General features: G+C 54.2%; 30 protein-coding genes and 1 pseudogene. 21 read left to right on the top strand and 10 right to left on the bottom strand.

Translation table 11 applies throughout. The annotated features are described in order from the left end of the window. Both AC07VO_RS24675 and AC07VO_RS24680 read left to right on the top strand, forming a co-directional pair. Nucleotides 1–258, top strand: a 258-nt coding sequence (locus AC07VO_RS24675) for a LysE family transporter (RefSeq protein ID WP_158245543.1), incomplete at its 5' end; no start/stop codon positions are given. 16 nt (nt 259–274) lie between these two features. Next, nucleotides 275–364 (top strand): annotated as a pseudogene (locus AC07VO_RS24680) (Mut7-C RNAse domain-containing protein); the annotation flags it as partial. Between the two features lie 120 nt (nt 365–484). Here the strand turns inward: AC07VO_RS24680 and AC07VO_RS24685 are convergent. Then, nucleotides 485–802: a DUF7677 family protein gene (locus tag AC07VO_RS24685; protein ID WP_086944923.1), complete on the bottom strand. Its 318-nt coding sequence runs from the start codon at nt 800–802 to the stop codon at nt 485–487. 129 nt (nt 803–931) lie between these two features. Continuing rightward, on the bottom strand, nt 932–1,816 hold the full coding sequence (locus AC07VO_RS24690) for a LysR family transcriptional regulator (protein ID WP_064618643.1): 885 nt from the start codon (nt 1,814–1,816) through the stop codon (nt 932–934). A gap of 114 nt (nt 1,817–1,930) precedes the next feature. Between AC07VO_RS24690 and argC the strand changes: the two genes are divergently transcribed. Further along, nucleotides 1,931–2,860 carry an N-acetyl-gamma-glutamyl-phosphate reductase gene (argC, locus tag AC07VO_RS24695; protein WP_086944924.1) on the top strand — a complete coding sequence of 310 codons (930 nt, stop codon included), beginning with the start codon at nt 1,931–1,933 and terminating at the stop codon, nt 2,858–2,860. A gap of 124 nt (nt 2,861–2,984) precedes the next feature. Here argC and AC07VO_RS24700 read toward each other — a convergent pair whose 3' ends face one another. Further along, nucleotides 2,985–3,776 carry a helix-turn-helix transcriptional regulator gene (locus AC07VO_RS24700; protein ID WP_018925632.1) on the bottom strand — a complete coding sequence of 264 codons (792 nt, stop codon included), beginning with the start codon at nt 3,774–3,776 and terminating at the stop codon, nt 2,985–2,987. Between the two features lie 138 nt (nt 3,777–3,914). Between AC07VO_RS24700 and AC07VO_RS24705 the strand changes: the two genes are divergently transcribed. After that, nucleotides 3,915–5,018 carry a polyamine ABC transporter substrate-binding protein gene (locus AC07VO_RS24705; RefSeq protein ID WP_018925631.1) on the top strand — a complete coding sequence of 368 codons (1,104 nt, stop codon included), beginning with the start codon at nt 3,915–3,917 and terminating at the stop codon, nt 5,016–5,018. 244 nt (nt 5,019–5,262) lie between these two features. Next, nucleotides 5,263–6,558: a type VI secretion system tip protein TssI/VgrG gene (gene tssI / locus AC07VO_RS24710; protein WP_086944925.1), complete on the top strand. Its 1,296-nt coding sequence runs from the start codon at nt 5,263–5,265 to the stop codon at nt 6,556–6,558. Between the two features lie 67 nt (nt 6,559–6,625). Here the strand turns inward: tssI and AC07VO_RS24715 are convergent, their stop codons facing one another. Both AC07VO_RS24715 and AC07VO_RS24720 read right to left on the bottom strand, forming a co-directional pair. Next, nucleotides 6,626–7,321: a tRNA (adenine(22)-N(1))-methyltransferase gene (locus AC07VO_RS24715; protein ID WP_026286374.1), complete on the bottom strand. Its 696-nt coding sequence runs from the start codon at nt 7,319–7,321 to the stop codon at nt 6,626–6,628. A gap of 181 nt (nt 7,322–7,502) precedes the next feature. After that, complete coding sequence (locus AC07VO_RS24720; RefSeq protein ID WP_064618653.1) at nt 7,503–7,859, bottom strand: VOC family protein; 357 nt, start codon at nt 7,857–7,859, stop codon at nt 7,503–7,505. A 141-nt stretch (nt 7,860–8,000) separates the two neighbouring features. On the opposite strand from AC07VO_RS24720, the gene AC07VO_RS24725 reads away from it, so the two are divergent. Further along, the gene (locus AC07VO_RS24725) at nt 8,001–8,453 is read left to right on the top strand and encodes a thiol-disulfide oxidoreductase DCC family protein (protein ID WP_064618657.1); all 453 of its coding nucleotides are present in this window, start codon (nt 8,001–8,003) and stop codon (nt 8,451–8,453) included. Continuing rightward, nucleotides 8,450–8,818 (top strand): DoxX-like family protein, encoded by a 369-nt coding sequence (locus tag AC07VO_RS24730; protein WP_086944927.1) that lies wholly within the window; start codon nt 8,450–8,452, stop codon nt 8,816–8,818. Before AC07VO_RS24725 ends, AC07VO_RS24730 begins: the two co-directional genes overlap by 4 nt. Nucleotides 8,819–8,832: 14 nt before the next feature. On the opposite strand, the gene AC07VO_RS24735 is transcribed toward AC07VO_RS24730, so the two are convergent. The 3 genes from AC07VO_RS24735 to AC07VO_RS24745 all read right to left on the bottom strand — a co-directional run bounded on the left by AC07VO_RS24735 (nt 8,833) and on the right by AC07VO_RS24745 (nt 11,120). Next, nucleotides 8,833–9,324, bottom strand: a complete 492-nt coding sequence (locus tag AC07VO_RS24735) for a DUF2269 family protein (RefSeq protein WP_018925626.1) — start codon at nt 9,322–9,324, stop codon at nt 8,833–8,835. A gap of 1 nt (nt 9,325) precedes the next feature. Further along, a complete protein-coding gene (locus AC07VO_RS24740) occupies nt 9,326–10,453 on the bottom strand; it encodes a saccharopine dehydrogenase family protein (protein WP_086944928.1) in 1,128 nt (375 codons plus the stop codon). 82 nt (nt 10,454–10,535) lie between these two features. Then, nucleotides 10,536–11,120, bottom strand: coding sequence for an eCIS core domain-containing protein (locus tag AC07VO_RS24745; RefSeq protein ID WP_086944929.1), 585 nt, complete (start codon nt 11,118–11,120; stop codon nt 10,536–10,538). 294 nt (nt 11,121–11,414) lie between these two features. Between AC07VO_RS24745 and AC07VO_RS24750 the strand changes: the two genes are divergently transcribed. From AC07VO_RS24750 to AC07VO_RS24785, 8 genes are all read left to right on the top strand, one after another. Further along, nucleotides 11,415–12,284 (top strand): AraC family transcriptional regulator, encoded by an 870-nt coding sequence (locus tag AC07VO_RS24750; protein ID WP_026286372.1) that lies wholly within the window; start codon nt 11,415–11,417, stop codon nt 12,282–12,284. 512 nt (nt 12,285–12,796) lie between these two features. Further along, a complete protein-coding gene (locus AC07VO_RS24755) occupies nt 12,797–13,489 on the top strand; it encodes a cytochrome-c peroxidase (RefSeq protein ID WP_086944930.1) in 693 nt (230 codons plus the stop codon). Beyond that, a complete protein-coding gene (locus tag AC07VO_RS24760) occupies nt 13,404–14,189 on the top strand; it encodes an RHS repeat-associated core domain-containing protein (RefSeq protein WP_086944931.1) in 786 nt (261 codons plus the stop codon). The genes AC07VO_RS24755 and AC07VO_RS24760 overlap by 86 nt, the downstream gene beginning before the upstream one ends. Before the next feature lie 2 nt (nt 14,190–14,191). Next, complete coding sequence (locus AC07VO_RS24765) at nt 14,192–14,548, top strand: hypothetical protein (protein WP_140393624.1); 357 nt, start codon at nt 14,192–14,194, stop codon at nt 14,546–14,548. A 377-nt stretch (nt 14,549–14,925) separates the two neighbouring features. Then, entirely contained in the window at nt 14,926–15,489 is a 564-nt protein-coding gene (locus AC07VO_RS24770; protein WP_310398347.1) for an RHS repeat-associated core domain-containing protein, read from the top strand. 781 nt (nt 15,490–16,270) lie between these two features. After that, entirely contained in the window at nt 16,271–16,762 is a 492-nt protein-coding gene (locus AC07VO_RS24775) for a hypothetical protein (protein ID WP_086944935.1), read from the top strand. Between the two features lie 150 nt (nt 16,763–16,912). Next, entirely contained in the window at nt 16,913–17,152 is a 240-nt protein-coding gene (locus tag AC07VO_RS24780; RefSeq protein ID WP_086944936.1) for a hypothetical protein, read from the top strand. Between the two features lie 990 nt (nt 17,153–18,142). Further along, the gene (locus tag AC07VO_RS24785) at nt 18,143–18,403 is read left to right on the top strand and encodes a hypothetical protein (RefSeq protein ID WP_064618677.1); all 261 of its coding nucleotides are present in this window, start codon (nt 18,143–18,145) and stop codon (nt 18,401–18,403) included. Between the two features lie 190 nt (nt 18,404–18,593). On the opposite strand, the gene AC07VO_RS24790 is transcribed toward AC07VO_RS24785, so the two are convergent. Then, nucleotides 18,594–19,058: a VOC family protein gene (locus tag AC07VO_RS24790; RefSeq protein WP_086945144.1), complete on the bottom strand. Its 465-nt coding sequence runs from the start codon at nt 19,056–19,058 to the stop codon at nt 18,594–18,596. A gap of 205 nt (nt 19,059–19,263) precedes the next feature. On the opposite strand from AC07VO_RS24790, the gene AC07VO_RS24795 reads away from it, so the two are divergent. The 3 genes from AC07VO_RS24795 to AC07VO_RS24805 all read left to right on the top strand — a co-directional run bounded on the left by AC07VO_RS24795 (nt 19,264) and on the right by AC07VO_RS24805 (nt 21,018). Continuing rightward, the gene (locus AC07VO_RS24795; protein ID WP_086944940.1) at nt 19,264–20,328 is read left to right on the top strand and encodes an alpha/beta fold hydrolase; all 1,065 of its coding nucleotides are present in this window, start codon (nt 19,264–19,266) and stop codon (nt 20,326–20,328) included. Nucleotides 20,329–20,487: 159 nt separating this feature from the next. Next, on the top strand, nt 20,488–20,799 hold the full coding sequence (locus AC07VO_RS24800; protein WP_086944941.1) for a hypothetical protein: 312 nt from the start codon (nt 20,488–20,490) through the stop codon (nt 20,797–20,799). Nucleotides 20,800–20,814: 15 nt separating this feature from the next. Next, on the top strand, nt 20,815–21,018 hold the full coding sequence (locus tag AC07VO_RS24805) for a hypothetical protein (protein ID WP_086944942.1): 204 nt from the start codon (nt 20,815–20,817) through the stop codon (nt 21,016–21,018). Between the two features lie 24 nt (nt 21,019–21,042). Here AC07VO_RS24805 and AC07VO_RS24810 read toward each other — a convergent pair whose 3' ends face one another. Further along, complete coding sequence (locus AC07VO_RS24810) at nt 21,043–22,050, bottom strand: aldo/keto reductase (RefSeq protein ID WP_086944943.1); 1,008 nt, start codon at nt 22,048–22,050, stop codon at nt 21,043–21,045. 92 nt (nt 22,051–22,142) lie between these two features. Here AC07VO_RS24810 and AC07VO_RS24815 point away from each other — a divergent pair, with 92 nt between their 5' ends. The 3 genes from AC07VO_RS24815 to wecB all read left to right on the top strand — a co-directional run bounded on the left by AC07VO_RS24815 (nt 22,143) and on the right by wecB (nt 25,369). Then, nucleotides 22,143–23,042 carry a LysR family transcriptional regulator gene (locus tag AC07VO_RS24815; RefSeq protein WP_086944944.1) on the top strand — a complete coding sequence of 300 codons (900 nt, stop codon included), beginning with the start codon at nt 22,143–22,145 and terminating at the stop codon, nt 23,040–23,042. A gap of 57 nt (nt 23,043–23,099) precedes the next feature. Continuing rightward, nucleotides 23,100–23,420, top strand: coding sequence for an isochorismate lyase (locus AC07VO_RS24820; protein ID WP_086944945.1), 321 nt, complete (start codon nt 23,100–23,102; stop codon nt 23,418–23,420). Between the two features lie 710 nt (nt 23,421–24,130). Beyond that, nucleotides 24,131–25,369: a non-hydrolyzing UDP-N-acetylglucosamine 2-epimerase gene (gene wecB, locus AC07VO_RS24825; RefSeq protein ID WP_256580792.1), complete on the top strand. Its 1,239-nt coding sequence runs from the start codon at nt 24,131–24,133 to the stop codon at nt 25,367–25,369. Nucleotides 25,370–25,381 lie beyond the last annotated feature (12 nt).

Below are 25,381 nucleotides of genomic sequence, written 5' to 3' on the forward strand. Positions count from 1 at the left end.
GTTACCAATATTGGCAACCCCAAGTCCATGGCTTTCTATGCCGCTGTCTTTTCAGCCGCAGCCCCCGCCCACGTTTCACCAGGCACGTTTTTGTCGATGCTGGCAGTTGTCGTGGTGATTTCAATGACCTGGTATGGAATGGTTGCAATCACTCTTTCGCAACCCAAGATTGCGTCCGCGTATCAAGGGAGGAAAAAAGCTATCGATCGACTGTGCGGCGGTTTGATTTTGTCTCTGGGGGTCCGCCAGTTGGTTTAGCAATCCCACGATTGATTCGCACTTCCTGCGCTGCGACGCCCGCCAACGGATTTACTGGGAGGTTCGCACTGGCGCGGCACTGCTGGCACCTCTGCAGGACCGATAGCCGGCTGCGTTGTCAGGGAAAACTGGCTTTTGCATCAGGTAGATAACGGCCAAAAGCAGCCATTCGGCTAGATACTTTCGACCCTTCCGGTTCCTCGTGTCTGCGAGCTAACGCCATTTCTTAGCGTCCGAGTGAGGGCGGCCCATAGAGCTCAGTTTCCCAGTCTTCAAGAGGTGGCGTTACTTTGAAAGATGGGTCGCAGTATGACCTTAAGTAGTCAGTCGCTCTCCTTTGGGCGTAGGTGAAATTGAGCACGCTGCCTTCACTGTCCATCTCTATCACGTTCGCGAATATCGCGAAAACCATCTCAATTGCACTCGGCTCAGAGCCATAAATGTCGAGGTACTCAACGTTTTCAAGCATGTAATGGCTTCCACTTGCCATGAAGTATGCAAACGTTCGGAGTGCTCCACTGAAATCATTACTAAGCTTCTTCATGTACATTTTCTTTTAGTAAAAATTTTGGATTTAACTGCTTCATAATCAAGCATCTGCTTCTTTGCCGTTTTATTGCGGTCGAGACAGGCCGGAACCGGCCAGAAGCTGTCCCTCCTCTGACAAAATCCCCTACCCCGCACTCAATTCCCACAGCACATCCAGCACATGTTGCGTAGGCCGTTCGATGTCTCGACTACGGTGGGCAATACCCAGTTGCCGCCACAATAAGGGCTTTAATGGCCGCATGACGATCCTGGTATCGGGCAATGGCGTGGAGGCTTCATGCGGCAACAACGTCGCACCATAGCCAGCCGCCACCAGGCTTTTGATCGCATCGTTGTAGTTGAGTTGAATACGCGGCGCAGGCTGCGGCCCACCACTGGCGAACCACTCCGCAGTCAAACGCGAAAGACGAGTGGTGTTGTCATTCAGAATCAATGGCTGAGTGGACAGCCAGTCGGGGGTCACAACCTCCGGGGATTCCCAGCGAGCCGGCAGGAAGGCCATGACCGGGTCCCGTCGCCATGGCTCGATCCGCAAGCCCTTCACCGGGGACTGCGGCAGCGCGACCAAACCGATTTCCAACGAGCCCTCGGCAAGCTTCTTCAGAGTTTCCTGCGACGTGAGCACCGCGACCTGCACATCGATAGCGGGATGGCGCTGGCTCAACGTCTCCAAAGCGTGCGGCATCAACTGTGCGATGGCCCCCGTGGAGGCGCCTAGCCGCACACGCCCGGCCAATCCCTGTACCTGACGTTCCACGTCCTCAAGCGCCTGCTCCGCATCCGCCAACAGACGCCGCGCACGTTCCACCAGTGTGTTCCCAATCGCCGAAGGCTGAACGCGCCCACGCGTGCGCGACAACAGCTTGCCGCCCACGCGCGCCTCCAGGTCGGCGATATGCAAACTGACCGTGGGTGGCGCCAAGTGCAGCACGCGGGCCGCCTCGGCAAACGAACCCAGGTCGGCAATCGCCACCAGCGTGCGCAGACGGTCCAGGCTGATTTCGCGCATGAGTGACTCCTCGTTCAGAAAAACTGAATTTCATCGTTTATAAATTCAACTTTTCCTATCTTAGCGCCTCACTGAAGATTGGAACTCCTGATTTCCTATGTCCGAGAGCATTCCATGGCAAGTCCCCTTGTATTCATCGATGGCGACCAAGGCACCACCGGGTTGCAAATCCATCAACGCCTACGCGACCGCAGCGATCTGCGGCTTATCACACTCAGCCCCGACTATCGCAAGGATCCGCAACGTCGCGCCGAAGCCATCAATAACTGCGACATCGCGATTCTGTGCTTGCCCGACCAAGCCGCGCGCGACGCTGTAGCGACCATTGAAAACCCCGCCGTGCGGGTGATCGATGCGAGTTCGGCGCACCGCACCCATCCAGACTGGACCTATGGTTTCGCGGAGATGAATCCGCAGCAGAGCCAACGCATCGCCGCCGCACGACGGGTCAGCAATCCCGGTTGCTATCCAACGGGGGCCATAGGGTTGCTGCGCCCTTTACTGGAGGCCGGATTACTGCCCAAGGATTACCCGATGAACATTCATGCCGTGTCGGGTTATTCCGGGAAAGGACGTGTCGGGGTGGAAGAGCATGAGGGAGAAGACGCAGCACAGGCGTCGGCGTTTCAGGTCTATGGGCTGGGGTTGGCACACAAACATATTCCAGAGATTCAACAACAAAGCGGTCTGACGGAGCGGCCGATGTTTGTGCCGGCCTATGGCGCTTTTCGGCAGGGGATCGTGCTGACCATCCCCTTGCAAACCCGGTTGTTGGCGCCAAGTGTGGGTGCGGTGCAGTTACATGCGTGTCTGATGCAGCACTACGCCGATACGAGCCATGTACAGGTGATGTCGATGCTGGAGGCTAAAGGGCTGACGTCCCTTGATCCTCAGGCACTTAACGGGACTGATGATCTGCGACTGTCTGTGTTTGAGAATGACGAAACGGGCCAGGTTTTGTTGGCTGCGGTGTTTGACAATCTTGGGAAGGGAGCAGCTGGAGCTGCAGTGCAGAATCTGGATTTGATGCTTGCAGGAACATGACTCCGATGACCCGCGCAAATTAGCGTGATGCCCTCGTCCCGAGCCGGGATATAGAGGTCAGGCCAGGTTCGTACCTGAAGCCGTGAACCCATTTAACGGTAATATTCAGACTAAAACACCGACTTCAACTTGTAGAGAAAACATCTTGTTTGGGCATAAAAAATCGAGCAAACAGCTCGGATTGTGACTTGATATTTAATTTGGCATAAATATTGCGCCGATGAACCTTTATCGTTTCCACCGAGAGGGAAAGCTTTCCGGCTATCTCTTTATTAGAGAAGCCACTGAGCAACAATCTGAGCACATCACTTTCGCGCGCTGTTATTTGCGTGCCCAGCTGGGTAATCGTTTCTGGCCATAGAGGTGGCTCAGCGAGATTTTTCTCTACATCAATTTCAAAACACATGCGCTGATGCATTAATGCAGTCACCCATGGCTTGATAATATCAAGCATTGTTATTTGTTCTTGATTAAAACGGACTTTGCTACCAACGGAAATACATAACGTTCTATCGGCGTCGAGCTGAACATTGTACTGAGCCTCATCAACAGAGATATATTGTGCAAAATATTGATGATAATACTCAGTTTCAAGAAAGTATTCCGGCGCAATATCCAGCAAATGAAAGAAACCGCTCTGGGGGTTTTCTCGATTAGCTATATAAAATGGATCCAGCAGGTAAAGCCCCTTCACATAGCGATGAATGAACGCGTCTACCTCTTCAACATCTGCGACTTCAGGAAGACTAACGACTTGCACTTGTTGATTGCTAAAGATCAATACAACCCAATTATCGATTTGCACGTATTCGTTTAATATACGAACAAGCGAACTCCAGAATTCTGGACGGTTCAACTGCATGATCAGCTTCCCAATCGATCGGTGCCAAGCCAGGCTATGAAGGTCGAACGGCATTTTCTACCCCTTTAGGGTTAGGGATTCGTAGGTCAGAGGTAAGTATTCGTAGGTATTTACTATTCGGTAACGCCCGGTATATTCGCTGGCAGGACTTACGATGGCCATGAGGGCACATCGTCTTGATAAGGATGTTGCATGAGAAAATCACGTTTGCGAACCATTTTTTCGGCCTCGCTTCTCTGTGCTGGGATGAGCACATCAGTGGGAGCTGTAGAGCCTGGGGTGCATCTGTACAACTGGTTCGGGCTTCTCGCACCGGAGACCCCAAAGGAGTTTGAGCAGGCAACTGGCACCAGAGTGCATATGGATGCTTTCGACAGCGCCGAAATCATGCAGAGCAAAGTAATGGCTGGGCGCACGGGGTATGACGTGGTTGTGGCCACCTCCAATGTGTTGCCAAGCCTGATCCAGGCGGGAGTACTTCAGCCGCTGGATCGTAATCAACTGAGTAATTTGTCCCATATCGATCCTGATATCTTGTCCCAGGTCGCGGTCAATGATCCTGGTAATCGCTACGCTGTGCCCTATCTATGGGGTACTACCGGCATTGGCTATGACGTTGACAAAGTCAAAGCGGCATTGGGTGATAATGCTCCGGTGAATAGCTGGGATTTGATCTTCAAAGAAGAAAACATCAGTAAGCTCCAGTCGTGTGGTGTGGCAATGCTTGACTCTCCAAGTGAGATCATTTCGATTGCGTTGCATTACCTTGGGCTCCCCAGCAACAGCAGGAACCCGGATGATTACCAGAAAGCTCAAGCCCTACTGTTAAAAATCCGCCCCTACGTCCTCTATTTCGACTCCTCCCGAATTGACGCTGACCTGGCTGACGGCAATATTTGTGCAGTCGTGGGATGGGCTAATGGTGCCCTTGCTGCGCAGGCCATCAACGAGAAGACCAACACTGGACGCAAGATTACCTACAGCCTTCCTCGCGAAGGAGCGCTGGTCTGGTCGGAAAATCTGGTTCTTCTAAAAGACGCGCCCCACCCAAAGGAAGGTATGGCGTTTATTAATTACATGTTGCGACCAGAAGTTATTGCCAAGACCTCAAACCACACTCTCTACCCTAACGCTAACAAAGATGCCGCTGAGTTTGTCGAACAGAAGTTGCGAGACAACCCCTGGATTTATCCAGACAAAAAGACCATTGCCACACTTATCCCACTTGAGCCACTGCCATTGAAGCTGGAGCGAATCCGCACGCGGATCTGGACCAAAGTGAAGAGTGGTGTGTGATCTGACTTGATTTGTCGCCTGTTGCTCTATGCATGTCTTTATTTTATACGCGGACGTGCTTGAGCAGCAGGTTGAGGCTATTTATGTCCGGAAAGTAAGACGCAAACGCCAATATACAAGAGCGCCAAATTAGTGGATTAGTGCCTGTTATAGGCTCTTGCCCTGAGCTGGACTTACCCGGCTTCCTGACATTGACATCTGCGACAGCCCCGATTCAACACTTTATGCAAGAAGAGAACAGTGGATGTTCAGCCCAGCCAATCAGACGTCTTTCAGTTTGACCATCGACGGTTTTGCGCACGATTTTCAAGTACTCGCATTCACCGGAGATGAGGCGATCAGCAGGCCTTACCTCTTCAACGTGGAGCTTGTTAGCGAGCGGTCTGACCTGGATCTCGAAAGCCTCTTCGACGTAGAGGCTTTTCTGACCTTCGACGCGAAGGGCAACGGCGTCCATGGACGGATCTATCACATCGCCCAAAGCGGTAATCATCAGCGTTTGACGCACTACAATCTGGCCCTCGTACCGCACCTGTCCTACTTGCGCCACCGCATCAACCAGAGGATCTATCAACAGTTCTCGGTGCCGAAAATCGTCGCCTTGATACTGGAAGAACACGGGATTGTGGGTGAGGCTTATCGGTTTCATCTGGGGTCGACCTACCCCGAGCGTGACTACTGTACCCAGTACGATGAAACGGATTTGCACTTTATTCAGCGCTTGTGCGAAGAAGAAGGTATCCACTTCCACTTCCAACACAGCGCTCAAGGCCACGTGCTGGTCTTTGGCGATGACCAGGCGGCTTTTCCCAGGATTGGGCAACCCACTGCTTATGGACAAGAGAGCGATAGAGTGGCCAACGAGCCACTGATCAAGCGCTTCAACCTACGTCTGGGGAGAAACGAGCAACAGCCAGGCATGGAAAACGATGACAAGCTGAAGCCTTTCACAAGCCATGAGCACGGCAAGCAGATAAGTCTGCGTGCTATGGAGCGCCGCCATGCGGCTTATCGTCAAGCCGAAGGGCAAGGTGACCAGACCCGGTTAGTCAGTGGCCATGTTCTGGAGATCTCTGGCCACCCGCGCCAGGAATGGAACGACCGATGGTTACTGACTCAGATCATCCACGAAGGCAAGCAACCACAGGTATTGAGCGAGAACGTCGCCAGTGGCAACACAGACAACGAGGATGACTTTCATCAGGGTTACCGCAACCGCTTTATCGTTCTTCCGTGGGACGTGTCCTATCGTCCACCTTTGGCTCACAAGAAACCTCAGGTACCAAGTAACCACACCGCTGTGATCATCGCTCTGGAAGACGAGGAGATCCAGGGTGATAGGCGCCTCGGAAGGGTCAAGGTCAAGTTCCCCTGGGACCGCGAAGGTAGATTTGACGACAAGAGTTGTTGTTGGCTGAGGGGGACCTCCAATTGGAGTTGTGGAATGACGCCCCCCCGAACGGGTATGGAAGTCATGGTTACATTTCTCGAAAGCGACCCCGATCAACCGCTGATCAGCGGTTGCCTGTGCTGCCGCTAACCGCAAACCCTATAAGAGCAGCAACCGTCAGGTTGAAATTTGCCCCTGCAATTACTTAGTCAAGGGCTCAAGCCAGCAGGTCGGCGATCCACCGGGCCTGCCGGGCGACGTCCTGCACCTTCTCCTCGGGCACGGCCTGCCGCGCCTTGGCGAAGCTGCTCAGGGTCCGCTGCTTCTCGCGCAACAGGCGCTGCCACTTGATCAGGAATGCCGAGCTGCGTGCCTGCATCTGCAGCGGACCGAAATACAGCTCCTCGGCGGTGTACATCACCGGCCCGGTGCGCTCGGCGACGATGATTTCGTAGTCGAAGCGGTTTTCCCGCAGCACTTCCTCGCAGAGGATGCAGTAACCATTTTCCATCAGCCATTGGCGCAGTGGCTGCTCGCCGCCGTTGGGTTGAAGGATCAGGCGCTCCTGGCCGCTCAGACGTGCCTTGCCGCAGTCGAGGATGTCGCGGATCGTCTCGCCGCCCATGCCGCAGATGCTGATTGCCGTGATCCCGTCTCCCGGCTCGATTGCCGTCAGGCCATCGGCCAGGCGCACGGTGATCCACTGGTCCAGGTCGTTCTCGCGCACGGTGCGTTCGGCCGAGCGAAATGGCGTCAATGCCACCTCGCCGGCCACCGCCGCCACGATGGCGCCACGGCGCATCAATGCCACAGGCAGGTAGCCGTGATCCGAGCCGATATCGGCCAGGCGCGCACCTGCTGGCACATGTGCCGCCACGCGTTCCAGGCGCATGGACAATGTCTGTTGGTTCAACTGTTGCCCCTTTTCACCACGAACGTCCGGCACCTTTGACCGGATCGGCCCGCGATTCTGGCGAGCAACGCTGTGCATTTCAAATTTATGCGACCAGGATCATGGCTCGACCCGCACCTGCCGCTTGAGTATCGGCCCAAAGCGAGCCCTGGTAATGGATCGCTTTGGGCCGACCTGAGCCCTACTGCCGAGCTGTCCAAACGGCCAGTTCATAGCCATCCGGATCAATGAAGTGGAACCTGCTTCCACCGGGGAACGAAAATATTTCGCGGCTGATAACAGCGCCCAAGGCTTTGAGCCGTTGCTGCGCCTCATCGAGATCATCCGAATACAAAATGATCAAAGGGCCACCAGGTCGAACCGGCTCTCCCGTAGTGAAGCCACCGGTAAGGCGGCCATCACTGAATTCCGTATAGGTCGGGCCGTAGTCGACGAATGTCCAGCCGAACGCACTGCCGTAGAAAGCTTTGCTGCGAGCAATGTCGTCGACATTAAATTCAATATTGTCGATCTGCCGGTCTTTACCACGCACACTCATGGATGCCTCCTTGGCTGATATTAAAGGAACAATGATATTGCAGCTGCCGGCAAGGAGCAGCCCCCCTTCGGCGAAATGCAGACTTTAACGCTGGCACGCGGTTATGATCCGGGATAATCAGGTTCCCTTGGATCCACGCTTATGCCCACCTCGAAAATCCGCCCCTCACCCGCGCCGCTGCTCAAACCAGGAGAGACGGTGGTCTTGTTCGACGGTGTCTGCAAGCTGTGCAATGGTTGGGCGAGGTTCTTGATTCGCCATGACCGCCAGCAGCGCGTGCGGTTGGCGGCGGTTCAGTCACCCGAGGGGCAAGTCCTGCTCGCGTGGGCAGGTTTGCCCGTGGATCAGTTCGACACCATGGCGGTGATCCGCGACCGACACTTCTGGGAGCGTTCGGATGCATTTTTCGAAGTCATCGCCCAGTTGCCCGCTCTCTGGCGCCCAGTGAACCTGTTGCGCATCTTCCCTCGCATGCTTCGAGATTGGGCATACGACCGCATTGCGCTTAATCGTTATCGGCTCTTCGGGAAATACGACACGTGCCTGCTGCCGGATCCTGATCATGAACAACGCTTTTTGAAAGCGCCCCTATGAACGCCCTCACACGTATTAACTGGATCGCCCGTGGGGGGCTGGCGTTCATGTTTGGCTACCACGGTCTGATTCCCAAGTTGCTGTGGCTAAGCCCTGGCGAGCGAACAATGATCCAGTCTCACGGGATCACTCAGGTTGAGCTGTTCGCCAATATTGCCGGGGTCGCAGAAATTGCGCTGGCCTTATGGATACTGATCGCACCGCGCAGTGCCTGGCCTCTTGCCGTCGCCGCGGCGGCGCTGTTTGGCCTGCTGCTGGATGTAGCAATTTTCAATCCATCAATGCTCAAGGAGGCCTTCAATCCAGTCTCGTTGAATGTGGCGGGACTTACCCTGTGCGCAGTGGCCTGGAACACCAAGACTTGAGCCAGCCGATCCTGCTATCCCAATAGCCCAACCAGTTGCACCGGCGTCATCTTCGTCACCATCATCAGCACAATCACAAACATCCCGACAAAACCGACTACCCCCATCCACCACCATTTTTTGTACACGGATCGGTATTCATCATCGAGTCCGCTTCCAGCCTCAACTGCGCACGACGCCATCAGGTACAGCCGCTTCTGCAACACCAGCACCGGCAGCCAAAGCGAACCCACGCAGAAGAAGATAATCAACGAAGTCAGTACCCACTCCGTGGTCATGGGTAGTCCGGAGAGCCTCATCAGCAGGTAGCCCGTGATGATCTGAACAAAGCCTGCCGGCGTGGTAATCCAGGTGTCGAAGCGCACGACCATCCGGGCCACATGCGCGATCACTTGAGGGTTGGCCGTGCGGCTGGCGGCGATCAGATAGAGGTAGGAACCCATGCCGAATCCGAACAGGAAAATCGCGGCAATGATGTGGAGGTACTTCAGGCATAGATAGAGCATGTCAGCGCAGCTCGCCAGAGAACTGCACAGACAGGCTCAAATTGTCCGGATCGTTGATCGCTGCCATGTATTCATCGACGGTAATTTCGCCCACGCAAGCCCTGGCACCGGGATGCGGCACATAGCCCTGGGCCATTTTTGCGGCCAAGGCTACAGATGCGCAGCTTGGGATTTGCGGACCTTTGTCATTGGTGGCCGTCAGTTGCACCGTCATGGCCAGCGGTTTCCCATCAACTCCCTTGCCCTGAACGTCGATGTACATCGCGCTTTTGCCATCGCCGAAACGTTCAAACCGGGTCCCCAGCCGATGCAGTCTGGCGGCCCAAAGGGCATGGTCGCGAACCAGCCCGATCTTCAACGCCTGAGCCAGCAGATAGTTGGCGACACCACCAAGCTTCAAGCCCGCGCCGGCCTTGAAGCTCAGGGTTTGCGCGCCATAGCGGCTGGCGAAAATATCCATGTCCGGCACATCGACATTGGCCAGCACGCGAGTGCCCAGATGCGGCATCTTGCGCAGCGTCAGATCCTGCCAACCCGACACTTCATGCACCTTGCCATTCTTGAGTTGCCTGATCGGTTTACCCGCGTAGGCGAGTACGCCTTCGACGGTCGACAATCCCGGCATCTTCGCCGAAGAGGAAATGCCATGCTCGATCGAGTCGATACGACTGAAGCGATAGCGCTGCTGATCGATGATGGCTGACGATAGCGTCGGCACCGAACTGCAGCCACTGAGGATCGCCACTCCTGCCTGTTTCGCCAAGGCATCGAGTACGCCAACGCCGTTGACGAAGGTTCGGCAGTCAGACAGGTCGCAGTAGTTCACGCCAGCCTCGATGCAGCTCTCGGCGACCGCATAGGATTGCCCCTGAAACGGGCCGCCAGTATGGATGACCAACTGGATGTCCATCGAGCGCAAAACGGATTTGAACTCAGTGCCCATGGCATTGCCGCACCAACTTTCGGCGACAGTGCCCGATTGGCTTTTCAACTCATCGACTTTGCGCTGCAACTTGTGTGGATCGCGGCCCGAGATCACCAGTTCCACATCTGGCATTACCGCCAAATGCCTGCAAACGATGCTACCGAAGTTTCCGTAGCCACCGACCACCATCACCCTGAACACCATTCAACTCTTCCCTAACTGACAGGCTGCTTTCAGCCAATAATGACTGCTTTATGCCTGTAATGTCAGGCGGCTTCGCTACCCTTCATTGAGTCCCTCCCCGCACCGACCGTCGAACTTCAGCCTGTATGGCATAAGCCGGCGCCTCCACAGCATTGAAATCTTGTGTATAGCGCTGGGCAAATCCTTCTACCCCCCATTCCCGAAACTGCTGCACGTGCTTCAGTTCGTGAGCCCAGAGCGCGATGTCCTGTTCTGCGGTTTGAGTGTCCCGGAAGAGGATGATGTCGATCAGCGTCACGGCACCGACGTCGGGGTTTTGCAGCATGGAAGTGGCGGCGCTGAATTGGCCGTTGTCGCTCACTTTGTAGTGCGCGGCATCAAGGACGCTGGGGTCGTACCAGCGCAGCAGTTGCTCCCGGATGTGCGGTGGAATGGGTTGGATCTCGGCGCTGGCTGCTTCAGCGCGGGCTTGGGTCAGCCACAGCGCCAGGGCAGGTGCCGCGACCTGGTAGACGCCATCAGTCACCTGCCCCAGATCTGGCAGGCAGATGCAGCCGTTCAGGCACACTTGTTTCTCGCCAGGTGGGCAGGCGTTAGTCTGGGCTTGTACTACAGGAGTCAGGCCAAGAACAGACAGCGCCACCAGACATGTGATGATGGGCGGCATTGGGCCCTCCAGGGACGGAAGCAGCGCGAACAGCGAATCACAATTGATCGATGACCCGCATAACTTTAGCGCACCCTTGTCGGGTCTCTTCTCGATGATTGCCTGGGGGTAATTGCTGCCCTCACAACGACAGCAACAGTCGATCAGAAGTGATCGGACTGGGTATACGGTGTCTCATGGTGGAAGAGATCGCATTGGCCAACCCAAAACGTACCTTGAGCAAACGCGGCTAGGCGCGTTTACACCGCTATAGTCGATTCTATTGCCGACCGTACTTCCAGGAGCCTTTTCCCAGTGTCTGACATGCCGAGCAACTTCGCCTACACAAAACGCTTCAACGCCGTACTCGCCTACATCGATGCCAATCTTGAAGGTGACTTGTCGGTGAAGACGTTGAGTCATGTGGCGAACTTTTCGGTGTTTCACTTCCATCGACAATTCAGCGCGTTCGCAGGTGTGCCGGTCTCACGTTATGTGCAACTGATGCGGCTACGACGCGCGGCACATCGCCTGGCCTCCCTCGCTGATCACTCGGTACTGGACGCGGCACTCGGTGCCGGCTTTGAAAGCCCCGAGGCATTTTGCAGGGCGTTCAGGCGGGCGTTCGGTATGACCCCGAGTGCGTTCAGGAAGGAACCGAACTGGCAGGTCTGGAATGCGGTATTCGCAATCCCTCATTTTTCCAGGACTATCATCATGCAAGTACGAATCGTGGAATTCCCAGAAGTCAGGGTCGCAGCGCTTGAGCACTGCGGACCACCCGGGCTCGTCAATGAGAGCGTGCGCAAGTTCATCGAGTGGCGCATGCAGAGCGGACAGTCGCCGGTGGCATCGAGTCGCAGCTTTGGCATTCCCTATGGCAACCCCGACACGACACCTGCACAAGCATTCCGCTTCGCCATCTGCGGCGAGATTCACGAGGCTGTGGCGCCGAATGAGTTCGGCGTGCGCGAGATCGTCATTCCTGGCGGTCGCTGCGTCGTGGTGCGACATACGGGGTCACCGGATCACATCGGCGAAACGATCTATCCGATTTACCGCGATTGGCTTCCTGCCAGTGGCGAGGAACTCCGTGACCACCCGCTGTTCTTCAATTACCTGAGCGTCTATCCCGAGACGCCGCAGGATCAATGGCAAACTGACGTGTATGTTCCGCTTCAATAGCGGAGCAAGCAGCTTTCGACCCTGACGGACATTGACGAGTGTCCGCTCAGGGTTGGCATCCACATCAACGACGACAGCTTCTTTGCCCGTAACCCAGGGCCTGTTAACGCTTCGCGACAAAGTCAATGAGGGGAAAGCGCAAACCCGCGAAATCCTCGACTGCAGAAAGCCATCCTGACCGGTCGCTTTCCAGTCCCATTGGCAAGTTTTCAAACCCTGTACTACTGTCATCTCGTGCTGGATGCTCGGGATCGCGGACGTTCGATCTCCCCCAAGGTCATGGAATGAAGACCCCATCGTGAACACACAAGTGTTCCAACCGCTGTGCATACGACGTGTACGACGAGCCCAATGTGGCTCCGGTTCACAGGGAGGTGCTTATGGTGGCTTCAGGTCTAAAGTCTCGGCAGCAAATGCTGAGCATTCGCCATTGTATTGATACGAAACACGCTGCTTCCCTCCCCTGGCATCCCGGCTCCCGATTTCAGCCCGCTAAGTACCAGTAACTGAACATGCGCAGCATGCATTGCCTGAGCATGTGCCTGGCGCTGTTGCCTGCCGGCACGGTTATGGCTGACTCTCTTCCCGGATTATCGGCGTCTTGTACGGAGCAAGCCGTAGATAACCTGCTGGGGCTTCCGCCCATACCAGATGCCTCGTCACCTGAGCATCTGGTGGAAAAAATCCAGCTTGGCAAAACGCTGTTCTTTGACAAGCGTCTGAGTGCTGACGGCTCGATCAGCTGTGCCTCTTGCCATAATCCCGAACGAGGCTTCATCGACGGTTTGCCGCGCGCCCAGGGCATCCATCGCCAGCTTGGAACACGCAACACACCTACCCTCGTCAATGCGGCTATTGCCGGAACTCAGTTCTGGGACGGGCGCCGTGACAGCCTCAAGTCGCAGGCTACGGATCCCCTCTTTAACCCGATCGAACACGCCGTGAATGATGAGGCGCAGTTACTCCATACCATTCGGCAGGACATTCAGTATGTTGCGGCTTTCGAGAAGGTGTATGCGGCCTCCCCTGAGACGTTAATGGCCACGCAAGTTGCACAAGCCATCGCGGCCTACGAACGCACCCTGGTGGCTGGTAACTCTGCATTTGATCGTTATCGCTATGGACACGACAAAACAGCTCATCCAAGCCAGTCGCCCTCTGGTTCTGACGCCCCTGGAAAAACCGATTTGGTGGCGTTTATCTAACCAGTTGACGGCATGGAGCGGTGCCTCCTTGCTGTATGACGCCAACGGCAATATGACCAGTGACGGCAGCAACACTTACACCTGGGATTCGCGCCAGCGCCTGAGCACGCTCACGGGCACCGTATCCGGGAGTTTCAGTTATGACGCGGCCAACAGGCGCAGCCAGAAGACAATTTCCGGCCAGACCACCAGTTATGTCTTCGACGGTGTCAATCTGGTGCAAGAGCTGACCGGTACTGTCACCCCCACGGTACAGGCCAATCTCCTTACGGGCGGTTTGGACGAAGTATTCAGCCGCACCGAGGCCAGCGGCAACACCTACAGCTACTTGACTGATGCGCTGGGTTCAACCCAAGCGCTTACCGACAGCACTGGCGCGTTCACCACGCAATACACCTACGAGCCTTATGGCCAAACCAGCAGCAGCGGCTCCGCCAGCACCAACAGCCAGCAGTACGCCGGGCGGGAAAATGATGGCACGGGCCTCTATTATTATCGGGCACGGTATTACTCTCCAGGCTTTGGACGGTTTATCTCGGGAGATCCGATTGGACTTGCGGGGGGGATTAATACGTATGGTTATGTTGGCGGGAATCCGATTGGCATTACTGATCCATATGGCCTCGCATATCAATTGACGATTTCTGGCGGCGTAGCTTTGATAGTCCCAGGAACAGGGGAAGTCTTAATGTGGTCGTAGGTGTGAATCTCGATTGGATGAACACATCGGTGTACTCACAAGGTCAAGCCAATGGTTGGCTCGGTGCAGGCTATTATGTTGGATGGGGAGTCAGTATCGTTGGTGGAGATGGTGATGCCCCTACTACAGGTTTTGATCACACATCGTACGCGGAAGCCGATATCGGCTGGGGGCCAGCATTCGGTATTAGTGCCTCAGGAAACAGCTGCGGTAACATATCGGGTGTATCTGGAGCAGTCCCATACAAATTTGGACTTGGTAAAGGGCTTGGTGCGTTTGTCGGTCAGTCAGGAACTGCAACAGCAGTATCTCCAACGATCCAGAGTGCTAAAAACTGGTTTAACTCATTCAAACATTGAGATAAGCCCCATAAACATCTACAGTTACGAAAAAATCACATCACTTGAGGTTTTATAAAATGAAGTCTCACGATAAAAATGATTTTCTAAAGGAAATACGTCATCGACGTAATTTGTTTTGGTTGTGGTTGCCAGTCGCGCTCTTGATCCAGCTGGCAGTCATATCAATTATAAAAATTTCTTGGGGGGAACCACCAGCATGGATTTTCACAACACTTAATGCCGGCAGCGCTATAATTGGATTTATACTAATAATCCGAGTTTCAAAAATACGCTGTCCTAGGTGCGGAAATAAGGCACTTCGATTCATCCCGCTAACAACCATGAAATATGTTTGCTGTCAATGGTGCAACTATCCAGAAAATGAATAATTCAACGTGTGTGGCAGGGTATTTTTAGTTAAACATGCCATTGAACATTTTAACGACAGTGACGGGAGCAATACCTACACCTGGGATTCGCGCCAGCGCCTGAGCACGCTCACGGGCACCGTATCCGGGAGTTTCAGTTATGACGCGGCCAACAGGCGCAGCCAGAAGACAATTTCCGGCCAGACCACCAGTTATGTCTTCGACGGTGTCAATCTGGTGCAAGAGCTGACCGGTACTGTCACCCCCACGGTACAGGCCAATCTCCTTACGGGCGGTTTGGACGAAGTATTCAGCCGCACCGAGGCCAGCGGCAACACCTACAGCTACTTGACTGATGCGCTGGGTTCAACCCAAGCGCTTACCGACAGCACTGGCGCGTTCACCACGCAATACACCTATGACCCTTATGGCCAAACCAGCAGCCCCGGCTCCGCCAGTACCAACAGCCAGCAGTACACCGGGCGGGAAAATGATGGCACGGGTGTCTATTATTATCGGGCACGGTATTACTCTCCAGGCTTTGGACGGTTTATCTCGGGAGATCCGATTGGACTTGCGGGGGGGGATTAATACGTATGGTTATGTTGGCGGGAATCCGGTTTCTTACATTGACCCTTTAGGGCTATGGCGTCTTCCAGACTTCCTCGCAGTAAATATAAATATCGCAATTCCAAATCCAATAACGGACACGTATTTTGGCTGATCGGGAACTGCTAGTTTAGATCGATATGGGAACTGGTACGGGAGCGTATTAGGTGCAGAACTTGGAAAGTCTGCTAACATTATAACTGGAAGCATTACTGCAAACTGGATAAACCAGTCATGTAACGCTATAGAAAATCAGCTCAATAACTTCTTGTCGGGAAATGGAGTTAACGCTGCTGCTGGTTTCTGGGGGGGATTTCTGAGACGTGGTCACCAGGTAATGGGTTTGCAACAGGGGTTGGATTGATTTCGCCTCAACTAGGTGCTAGTTACAATTATTCCTCCCAAGAGGCTGGGAAGGCTGGATCAGGATGGTGAGAATGAAAAGCGTCGGATTGTTATTATTGATTATTATACTGTTCTCAGTAGGAGTAATGTGCTTGTTTTCTCTCGAGCAAACCCGAGAAATTGCAATAAAAGTGGCTGACTGGGCATACGCATCAAAAAACCACCCACTCAAGACCCTGGTTAGATCAAACAACTACTTGAACATGCTTAGGATGGTGGGCGCGATAGCCCTCTTTACATCTTTTTTCTTAATATGGGCATGGATAAAAAACTTATAAAAAAAATACACACATATGGAGATCACTCTTGGCATCTGCATGGAAATACCCCACCCCGGCGAGCTTCCAGATCAGAAAGCATGTCCGGCCCGGCCATTGGCTTGCCCGCAATTGGTGCGGTGCTAGCGGGCGAAAGTGAGCCATCAAAGTCAGGGTGTAAAATGACCGACGGAAGCGAACACTTACTTATCGGAAGACTGGCAATCCTGCCATTTGCCTTTGTTCAGTGGGGCGTTTTGCTTTGGTACCTGAGTTCATTGCGGCGATTACGTGACAATTTTCTGAAAAGATTAATAGGAGGAGCCGTATCTATTGCGACCATTTTCGCAGTGACATTCGGACAAATGGAAGCTTACACAATAATCACTTCTATGCCGCACCCAATGACTGACAACTTTTTCTTTATTACATTCTCCATCGAGCACGCCGCGTCCATCTTCTTTATCTTCTACGCTGCAATTAAAAGAACGAGCAAACAAAGGGGACGGATTTATTTTCTTCAATTACCGACCAGAATGGCGCCGTGGGCGCCCAATTTGTGGGGACCGGCAATGGGCCAAATGCTACTCTAAACCAGTACATTGGGCCGGTAATTTTCAGTGCGCTGGGTGTTGCTGGCTATATCAACCTTAATCCTAGTGTAGGAACTGGACCATGAGTCAACTAGAAAAAAGGAGCAAAGTAGGAGTCCGTATTGCATTAACTATTGTCTTGTTATTGACATGCATTGTTTTTTTATTGGCATTGAGCTGTATTCTGGAATTGCACCACAAAAAGCCGTTGGCTACCCCAATTCCGGCCAACTTAAGCTTTATGTATTATTTCCAGCCGCATCAGTTCTTATTAGCGCTTTAATGCTGACCTTCTCAAAAAAACTGCCGAACTGGTTGTTGATTGTTTTTATACCGATTCAATTCATCGCTATTTTTACGGTTTTTATTTTTTTTGGTGGTGGTGTGTAAGGGCGTCGCTTGTCGGGAAATGGAATTAACGCTACCGCTGGCTGCTGGGGGGGGCGTTTCTGATTCGTGGTCACTAGGTAATGGGTCCGCATCAGGGTTTGGATTCGTTTCTCCACAACTAGGTGCTAATTAAAACTACTCCTTCCAGGCTGCAAGGAAGATTGGATCAGAATGGTGGAAATTATGACTATTGGGCTATTGGCTTTTATTATAATACTGTGCTTACTGGGAATAATGTGCTTGTTTTTTTCTGAGAAAACGCAAGGCATTATAATCAAGTTAATTGACCGAGCAGGCGCATCAAAAAAATACCCACTCAAGAGCCTGATCAGATCAAGCAATTATCTGTATATTCTTAGATCAGTTGGCGCATTAGCTCTTTTAATGTCTTTTTTCTTAACATGGGGATTGATAAATAATTTATAAAAATATACACACATATGGAGATCACTCTTGGCATCTGCATGGAAATACCCCACCCCGGCGAGCTTCCAGATCAGAAAGCATGTCCGGCCCGGCCATTGGCTTGCCCGCAATTGGTGCGGTGCTAGCGGGCGAAAGTGAGCCATCAAAGTCAGGGTGTAAAAATGACCGACGGAAGCGAACACTTACTTATCGGAAGACTGGCAATCCTGCCATTTGCCTTTGTTCAGTGGGGCGTTTTGCTTTGGTACCTGAGTTCATTGCGGCGATTACGTGACAATTTTCTGAAAAGATTAATAGGAGGAGCCGTATCTATTGCGACCATTTTCGCAGTGACATTCGGACAAATGGAAGCTTACACAATAATCACTTCTATGCCGCACCCAATGACTGACAACTTCTTCTTTATTGCATTCTCCATCGAGCACGCTGCGTCCATCTTCTTTATCTTCTACACTGTAATTAAAAGACGAAACCACCGAAGGAGAGGGATATACCGATAGCGGCTCACAAGATCAATCTGTAATCAGAGGCAATCTGGCGATACAAAATCTGGGAGGTGAGAGAATGAATGCACTTAAACGCGTCGTGGGAGTACTGGCCTTAGGCTTTTGGTTTTCTTCATTTTTTGCCTGGAAATACTTTGATGCTCACGGACTGAGAACGCCGGATCTTCAAAGTGGAAAAACCTACCCGCTGGATACGCACGGTTCGGTTGTATACCTAACGCCCCATGAGCATTACTTTTTGTACGGTTTGATCATCGCTGGCATAGTGTTTTTCCTGCTCAGCGCTGTTTTTTATTTTGTCGGGAGCAAGCGACCATAGTTTGTTGCCAGTGGACACAATGAAGAAGCACCATGGCTCTAACCAGCAACATTTCACTCTACGACAGTCGATGGCCCACGCTCTTCCTTAGCGCCACGGTTTATGGGGGTCAGTCTCGACATCCGCTCGCAGTGACCACGTAGAGCCTGGATCAATCGGCAGTCAGCATGGCAATGCCGAGCGCCCTCCCTCAGCCCTCCTCGGCAAATGCCTCCTTGATAAATGCCTCCAGCTCTTTCTCTTCAAGCAACTCAATAGAAAAATGCCCGAAGCGTTTCGGTAACCAGAGTATGCGTGTCCCACTTGGCGTCTGGAGGTTATCGCGAGACAGCGGTTTGCCGTTCTCATCTTCCGGCTGGACGCCTGCGTCGATCAATTCGTCGTAGGCTGCCTCGATGTCCGGTGTGGAATAGCAGTGCCGGTAGATGGTGCCTTCGCCGTTGGCGTCCATCAGAGCCTTGAGATTTCCGGTAAACGGTTGCACCAGCATAAGGCGCTCCGTTCCGAACATGACGATCGCATAGCGCACATGCAAACCGTCGCGCTGCCAATCAAGTGTCTTTGAAATTCTGGCGCTGAAGACACGGGCGTAATACTTGCACGCTTCCTCAAGGTCTTTGACGAGAACATCGACGTGGCTGAACTTTAATTTCAATGGCCCCACCTTTTTCAGACATGCGATTTGATACCGAGATCTCTCCTTATGTATCACAGTGTGTCTGATTAGCCTCTCGATACATGATTTTTCACCAGGCCTGCGATTCGACACAGACCAGATACGTCGCTACGTTCAAATGCAAGCAAGGTTTCAAGGGGCTCAGCCAGATCCCCTGGCCAACGACTTGCAACGGAGACATCACATGAAGATGGCACTGCAGAACAAAACCGGCAAAACCCGCCACCGCCTGCTCGGCTCGTCGATCCTCGCGTTTACCCTGTTCAGCGCTCTCGGTGCGGCCCACGCACAAACGACCACCGCGGCGCAGCCAACCTCGGTCAATGCTGGCGCCACTCATGCAACACCCTCCCCGTTCGGCCCGCTCAAGCATGTCAACGCCGGCCTGCTGGACGTGGCATACGCCGAAACAGGCCCGGCTAATGGGCCAGTGGTGATTCTTCTGCACGGCTGGCCGTACGACATTCACAGCTATGACGAGGTCGCCCCGTTGCTTGCCGCGAAGGGCTATCGAGTGCTGATGCCGTATGCGCGTGGCTATGGCGATACGCATTTTCTGTCCGATAAAACCGTTCGCAATGGCCAACCGGCTGCGCTGGCCAGTGACGTCATCGACTTCATGGATGCGCTGAAGATCAAACAAGCCGTGCTCGGTGGTTACGATTGGGGCGCACGCTCGGCCGACATCGTCTCGGCGCTGTGGCCAGAACGGGTCAAGGCGCTGGTCTCGGTCAGCGGGTATCTGATCGGCAATCAGGCGGCCGGCAAGAACCCGCTGCCACCCAAGGCTGAATTGCAGTGGTGGTATCAGTTTTACTTCGCCACCGATCGCGGTCGCGCCGGGTACGAGAAAAACACCCACGACTTCGCCAAGTTGATATGGCAACTGGCTTCGCCGAAATGGGCGTTCGACGACGCCACTTTCGACCGCAGCGCCAAGGCGCTGGACAACCCCGACCATGTCGACATCACCGTATTCAACTACCGCTGGCGCCTGGGCCTGGTCCAGGGCGAGAGCCGATACGAAGCGCTGGAGCAGAAACTGGCCACGGCGCCTTCCATCAGCGTGCCGACCATCACCCTTGAAGGCGATGCCAACGGTGCGCCGCACCCGGCCCCCGAGGATTACGCCAAGCGCTTCACCGGCAAATACGAGTTCCGGCTGATCAGCGGCGGCATCGGCCACAACCTGCCGCAGGAAGATCCGCAGGCGTTCGCCAAGGCTGTGATTGATGCGGATCACCTTTGAGGTGATCTGACATCCATGCACTTGCCCCGCTGAACACCTTCACAACAACGGCTCGTTTATTTAACGAGCCGTTTTAACCAAGGCAGGCGCAACACCGTCTAATCTAAATAGAACACGACCACAAACACGCCTCCAGCCTCTTGATACAGGGGAAACGGGATGATCGGCAAAACAGCACGCCAATGCTCGTCATGGATCCTCCCTTCCCTGCTCGCCATCAACCTGGCGCTGACCGCGGGCTGTGCGGGCAAAACTTCCACGGCCCGCTACTCGGCCTCAAGTGCAGACTCAAGCACAGGCTCAAGTTGCTATGCAAAAGCGCTACCCACTGCTGGCGAGGGCGGCCTGGCCTGGGGCTCCACCCTGGACAAGGCTCGTCAAAAGTCCATGGATAACTGCATACGCTATGCCGGCCAATCCGGTGGCACGCCGACGACCTGTCATGTGGTGATGGCGGAGTGCAAAAACTGATAGCAAGGTGTATCGGTGACGCAGCAGATCCAGCCGTTGCTCAAGGAGATCGAAGCGAAACTGCCGTCACTTATGCTGCAACTGCAGAACTTCTCTCGCATGTGGATGGTGGTGCTGACCGCGCCGCCGGGCTTGATCGGTGATGTGATGGGTAGCATTGCGATCTTGATCGACCGCTCTGCTACCCATCGAACGCCTGCGTTCAGTATGCAAAACTGAACACTCATCCTCTTCTCAATAGTGTCAGGCGGCACCAGGGACATTTGTTCCCATGCCCGCCGGCAGGAACGGTCGAATTTCATCGATTTCCGCAGCGCTGAGGCGCAACTCCAAGGCTGCAATCAGCCCGTCTACTTGTGCGCGATGGCGGGCTCCGACAATGGCGCCCGTCACGACCGGTTTGCGAAGTACCCAGGCGATGGCGACCGCCGCAGCGCTCACCCCGTGCCTTTCTCCAATACGTGCCATGACGTCAACCAATGCCAGGTTCGCACTCAAACGGGGCTCCTGGAAATCAGCACTTCGAGCCTTGCGCCAATCGTCTTCGGGCAGTTGCGAGATGCGTTCGCGCGTCATGCTGCCGGAAAGCAGCCCTGATTGAAGCGTGGAATAGGCAAGGACACCCATCCCGGCCTGCTCGCAGAATGGCAAAACGTCCTGCTCAATGTCCCGCATCAAGGCCGAGTACGGCGGCTGGAGCGAAACGATCTCCGTCACCGCCTGCGCCCGCTTGAGTTGAGCGACATCGAAATTCGATACACCGATCGCGCGAATCTTTCCTTGATCGCGCGCGGCAGCCAAAGCCGAAAGCGCCATTTCAATGCCTTCACTGCTGGCATCAGCAGGAAAAGCAGGCCAGTGGATCTGATAAAGATCGATGGTCTCGACTTGAAGCCGGCGCAAGCTTGCGTCGATCTCGGCGAGCAAGGATTGAGGGGCCAGCGAATGCGAAATCTTCTTCGTGACCGGGTCCCAGACCAAACTGCCTTTGGTGAACACCAAAGGACGCCGTGACGCCGGCACCCGCCGCAGCAATTGCCCCACCAATTGCTCTGCATGGCCCAAGCCATAAACCGCAGCGGTGTCAATCCAGTTCACGCCGCGTTCGACGGCATATTCAAGTGCGCCCAGGCTGTCCTTGTCATCCTGCGCTCCCCAACTGTACTCCCAGCCGGTGCCGGCGATTGCCCAGGTTCCCAGGCCAATCGGTGAAATCAGAAAATCCGATGATCCAAGACGATTGTTTTGCATAGCCACCTCTCCACGAATGATGGAGGAAGTATCCGGCAGAGGTCTCATGACGATAAGATAGGTAATCGTATTTGAACTACTGAACAAAACTCATGAGTCATCACCCCGATCTCTCTGAACTCGACGCCTTTGCCGCCGTCGCTCGCCATCGCAGCTTTCGCAAGGCCGCCGACGAACGTGGCGTTTCGGCTTCCGCGTTGAGTCACGCAATGCGAGCGCTGGAAGCACGTTTGGGCATCAGACTGCTGAACCGAACCACTCGTAGCGTGACCCCGACCGAGGCCGGCCAGCAGCTATTGGCGACGCTGGTCCCGAGCCTGCACCAGGTTAACGATGCATTGGCGCAATTGACCTCGATGCAGGAAGTGCCCACTGGCAAACTTCGCCTCAACGTGGCGCGTCCGGCGGCTCGCATCGTGTTTGCGAAAGTGCTGGCGCCCTTCGTGGCCAGGTATCCACGTATTCAGTTGGACCTGATCACCGATGATGGATTGACCGATATCGTCAATGAGGGATTTGACGCTGGAGTCCGCTTTGGTGAAAGCCTGGCCGGTGACATGATCGCAGTCCCTGTCGGCGCACCTCAATCGTTCGTGACCGTAGCCGCGGATGCTTATCTGGCCGCGAAGGGAACCGCGCACGTCCCCCGCGACTTGCTCGACCATGCGTGCATTGCCAGGCGTTTTCCCAGTGGCAAACTTTACGCCTGGGAGTATCAAGCCGACGGTCAACCGATACGGTTATCCGTCACCGGCCCGCTGATTCTGGAAGACGATGCGCTGATGATCCAGGCAGCGAAAGACGGCGCTGGTATTGCCTATGTCTACGAGGAGCTGGTGCGCGACGATCTCCGGAACGGGCATCTCAGAGAAATACTCCAGGAGTGGAAAGCACCGCCCAGCCGGTTCTTTCTTTACTACTCAAGCCGGCGGCATGTGCCACCCGCCTTGAAAGCGCTCATCGAATTTATCAGCGCTCGCGAGGCTGCGTAGCCGTCGTAAAATCGGCACTTGAATCCCACGATTTTTTCAACAAACGGAGTCACCTACATGGAAGTCATCAATCAGTTGCAGCCCGCAGAGTGTGCAGGCATGGAAGATATCCGACGCGAAATCGACGCCCTGGACCAGGCCGTTATCAAGCTGTTGGGCAAGCGTTTTCACTACGTGCTGGCCGCCTCGAAGTTCAAGACCTCGGTGACTTCGGTGCGCGCTCCGGAGCGTTTCAAGGCCATGCTGGTAACTCGACGCGAATGGGCCGAAGCCGAGGGCCTGAGCCCGGATGCCATCGAGAAGATGTACAGCGACCTGGTGAACCACTTCATTGCCGAAGAGATGAAACACTGGGCGGCTCATCAATCCGAAACCTGACGCTAGTGTCCTGACTGTCCGCCAAGGTCTATTTTGGTCAGCTATGCAGGCTGCGATAGGCCTGGAGCGGACTTGCGCTCGACTCGCAGAAAACGCTGATGGCAAAGGAACTGCTATCGGCTGATTCTGTTGAAACACAGGCCAAGTACACTGGCGAACACTTTCTTAAAATATCATCCCCTATTAATGCGTTATTTACCCTTTCACAAAAACTTATTACCCTACTGCATCGCGACAATATTCAGGCGTCATTTAAGTGACCGCCACAACCACCATTCTTCAGAGAAACAGCCCCTTAACAGCGCCGACGCGACCGTTACAACCCATGAATAATTCATACGCACTGACGAACGGAGTAAAAATATAAAATAGCTATAGAAATCAATAATATAAAACTTCAACAACACTTAAATAAAAACCTCATAAAATCATTAAAAACCATAAGTGACCAACCACAAATATAAAAGTTTCAAACTTTATAATTAAATAAAAACCCACACATAACGCTTTAAAATATTCACCTTTGATGCTAATAATCCGGCAGCTTCCGGGTTTCCAGGCGACGTCCCCTCTCACATGAAGTGAACATCAGCGCTCACGCTGACTATCCCGGCCTTTACTAAACTCAAATAACGCTAGCGTGGCTCAAGTTTCAATATAACTTGGGGCAGCTTTTGTGTTGCGCACTAGAACTGCGCGAGGAAGGCATCATCGTCCGCCATCATTCAAGGCTTAAAGTCCTTTCGATCTTCGGTACCCGTCCTGAAGCCATCAAGATGGCGCCTTTAGTCAAAGCCCTCGCTGCGGAACCTGGCATTCATTCGCAGATATGCATCACCGGCCAACATCAAAGCATGCTTAAACAGGTGCTGGATCTGTTCAACCTCAAGGCCGATTACACCCTCGATGTGATGACGCCGCACCAGACGCTTAATTCGCTGACCGCGGCGCTTTACGAGGCGATTGATCCGGTGCTGGAAGTGGCCCAGCCGGACCGGGTGCTGGTACATGGCGACACCACTTCGGCCATGGTGGCCGCGATGGCTGCATTCCATCGACGCATTCCGGTCGGCCATGTGGAAGCTGGCCTGCGCACCGGTGACATCTACAGCCCGTGGCCGGAAGAAATGAATCGTCGCTGCATCGACCTGGGTGCGGACATGCTGTTTGCGCCGACCCACGAGTCGCAAAAAAACCTGCTCGACGAGCGTTTGCAGGGGCGCTCTTTCGTGACCGGCAACACGGTGATCGACGCTTTGCAGATGACCGCGCAGCGCATCGAACAGGACGCTGACCTGCGTGCAGGCCTGGATGAGCAATTCTCGTTCCTGCAACCCGGCCGCAAGGTATTGCTGGTCACCGGGCATCGTCGGGAAAACTTCGGCGAAGGCTTCCTCGACATCTGCAAGGCCCTGAGCCATTTGGCCCGGCGTGCCGACATCCAGATCGTCTATCCGGTGCACTTGAACCCCAATGTCATGGGCCCGGTCACCGAGCAGTTGGGCGACCTGCCCAATGTGCACCTGATCAAGCCACTGGACTACCTGGCTTTCGTGCGCCTGATGCAACGGGCACACGTGATCCTCACCGACTCCGGTGGCGTGCAGGAAGAAGCCCCCTCACTGGGTAAACCCGTGCTGGTCATGCGTGACGTTACCGAGCGCCCCGAAGCGGTCGCGGCGGGCACTGTGCGCCTGGTCGGGACCTCGCCGGACTCGATCATCGCGGGTGTCAACGCGTTGTTCGATGACGAGTTGCTATGGCGCCGATGCTCCCAGGCGGCCAACCCATACGGCGATGGCTGCGCCAGTGCGCGCATCGTCGACGCGCTGATGGGTCGTCCGGTCGATGAGTTCGTCGTCGCTCGGCAGTCATTGCCCAAGTTCCTGCATTACCCGACAGCGGTGCCTGTGCCCGAGGAAAATTACCCGGCTTTCACCTCTCTCTAAACCGAACCGCTC

This window comes from Pseudomonas sp. GW821-FHT03E01 (genome assembly GCF_059420765.1).

What these genes read in the sequence shown, in the direction of transcription:
- AC07VO_RS24685 (WP_086944923.1), bottom strand. Translation starts at nt 802, where the DNA reads ATGAAGAAGCTTAGTAATGATTTCAGTGGAGCACTCCGAACGTTTGCA.
- AC07VO_RS24690 (WP_064618643.1), bottom strand. Translation starts at nt 1,816, where the DNA reads ATGCGCGAAATCAGCCTGGACCGTCTGCGCACGCTGGTGGCGATTGCC.
- argC (WP_086944924.1), top strand. Translation starts at nt 1,931, where the DNA reads ATGGCAAGTCCCCTTGTATTCATCGATGGCGACCAAGGCACCACCGGG.
- AC07VO_RS24700 (WP_018925632.1), bottom strand. Translation starts at nt 3,776, where the DNA reads ATGCCGTTCGACCTTCATAGCCTGGCTTGGCACCGATCGATTGGGAAG.
- AC07VO_RS24705 (WP_018925631.1), top strand. Translation starts at nt 3,915, where the DNA reads ATGAGAAAATCACGTTTGCGAACCATTTTTTCGGCCTCGCTTCTCTGT.
- tssI (WP_086944925.1), top strand. Translation starts at nt 5,263, where the DNA reads ATGTTCAGCCCAGCCAATCAGACGTCTTTCAGTTTGACCATCGACGGT.
- AC07VO_RS24720 (WP_064618653.1), bottom strand. Translation starts at nt 7,859, where the DNA reads ATGAGTGTGCGTGGTAAAGACCGGCAGATCGACAATATTGAATTTAAT.
- AC07VO_RS24725 (WP_064618657.1), top strand. Translation starts at nt 8,001, where the DNA reads ATGCCCACCTCGAAAATCCGCCCCTCACCCGCGCCGCTGCTCAAACCA.
- AC07VO_RS24730 (WP_086944927.1), top strand. Translation starts at nt 8,450, where the DNA reads ATGAACGCCCTCACACGTATTAACTGGATCGCCCGTGGGGGGCTGGCG.
- AC07VO_RS24735 (WP_018925626.1), bottom strand. Translation starts at nt 9,324, where the DNA reads ATGCTCTATCTATGCCTGAAGTACCTCCACATCATTGCCGCGATTTTC.
- AC07VO_RS24740 (WP_086944928.1), bottom strand. Translation starts at nt 10,453, where the DNA reads ATGGTGTTCAGGGTGATGGTGGTCGGTGGCTACGGAAACTTCGGTAGC.
- AC07VO_RS24745 (WP_086944929.1), bottom strand. Translation starts at nt 11,120, where the DNA reads ATGCCGCCCATCATCACATGTCTGGTGGCGCTGTCTGTTCTTGGCCTG.
- AC07VO_RS24755 (WP_086944930.1), top strand. Translation starts at nt 12,797, where the DNA reads ATGCGCAGCATGCATTGCCTGAGCATGTGCCTGGCGCTGTTGCCTGCC.
- AC07VO_RS24760 (WP_086944931.1), top strand. Translation starts at nt 13,404, where the DNA reads ATGGACACGACAAAACAGCTCATCCAAGCCAGTCGCCCTCTGGTTCTG.
- AC07VO_RS24775 (WP_086944935.1), top strand. Translation starts at nt 16,271, where the DNA reads ATGTCCGGCCCGGCCATTGGCTTGCCCGCAATTGGTGCGGTGCTAGCG.
- AC07VO_RS24780 (WP_086944936.1), top strand. Translation starts at nt 16,913, where the DNA reads ATGCATTGTTTTTTTATTGGCATTGAGCTGTATTCTGGAATTGCACCA.
- AC07VO_RS24785 (WP_064618677.1), top strand. Translation starts at nt 18,143, where the DNA reads ATGAATGCACTTAAACGCGTCGTGGGAGTACTGGCCTTAGGCTTTTGG.
- AC07VO_RS24795 (WP_086944940.1), top strand. Translation starts at nt 19,264, where the DNA reads ATGAAGATGGCACTGCAGAACAAAACCGGCAAAACCCGCCACCGCCTG.
- AC07VO_RS24800 (WP_086944941.1), top strand. Translation starts at nt 20,488, where the DNA reads ATGATCGGCAAAACAGCACGCCAATGCTCGTCATGGATCCTCCCTTCC.
- AC07VO_RS24810 (WP_086944943.1), bottom strand. Translation starts at nt 22,050, where the DNA reads ATGCAAAACAATCGTCTTGGATCATCGGATTTTCTGATTTCACCGATT.
- AC07VO_RS24815 (WP_086944944.1), top strand. Translation starts at nt 22,143, where the DNA reads ATGAGTCATCACCCCGATCTCTCTGAACTCGACGCCTTTGCCGCCGTC.
- AC07VO_RS24820 (WP_086944945.1), top strand. Translation starts at nt 23,100, where the DNA reads ATGGAAGTCATCAATCAGTTGCAGCCCGCAGAGTGTGCAGGCATGGAA.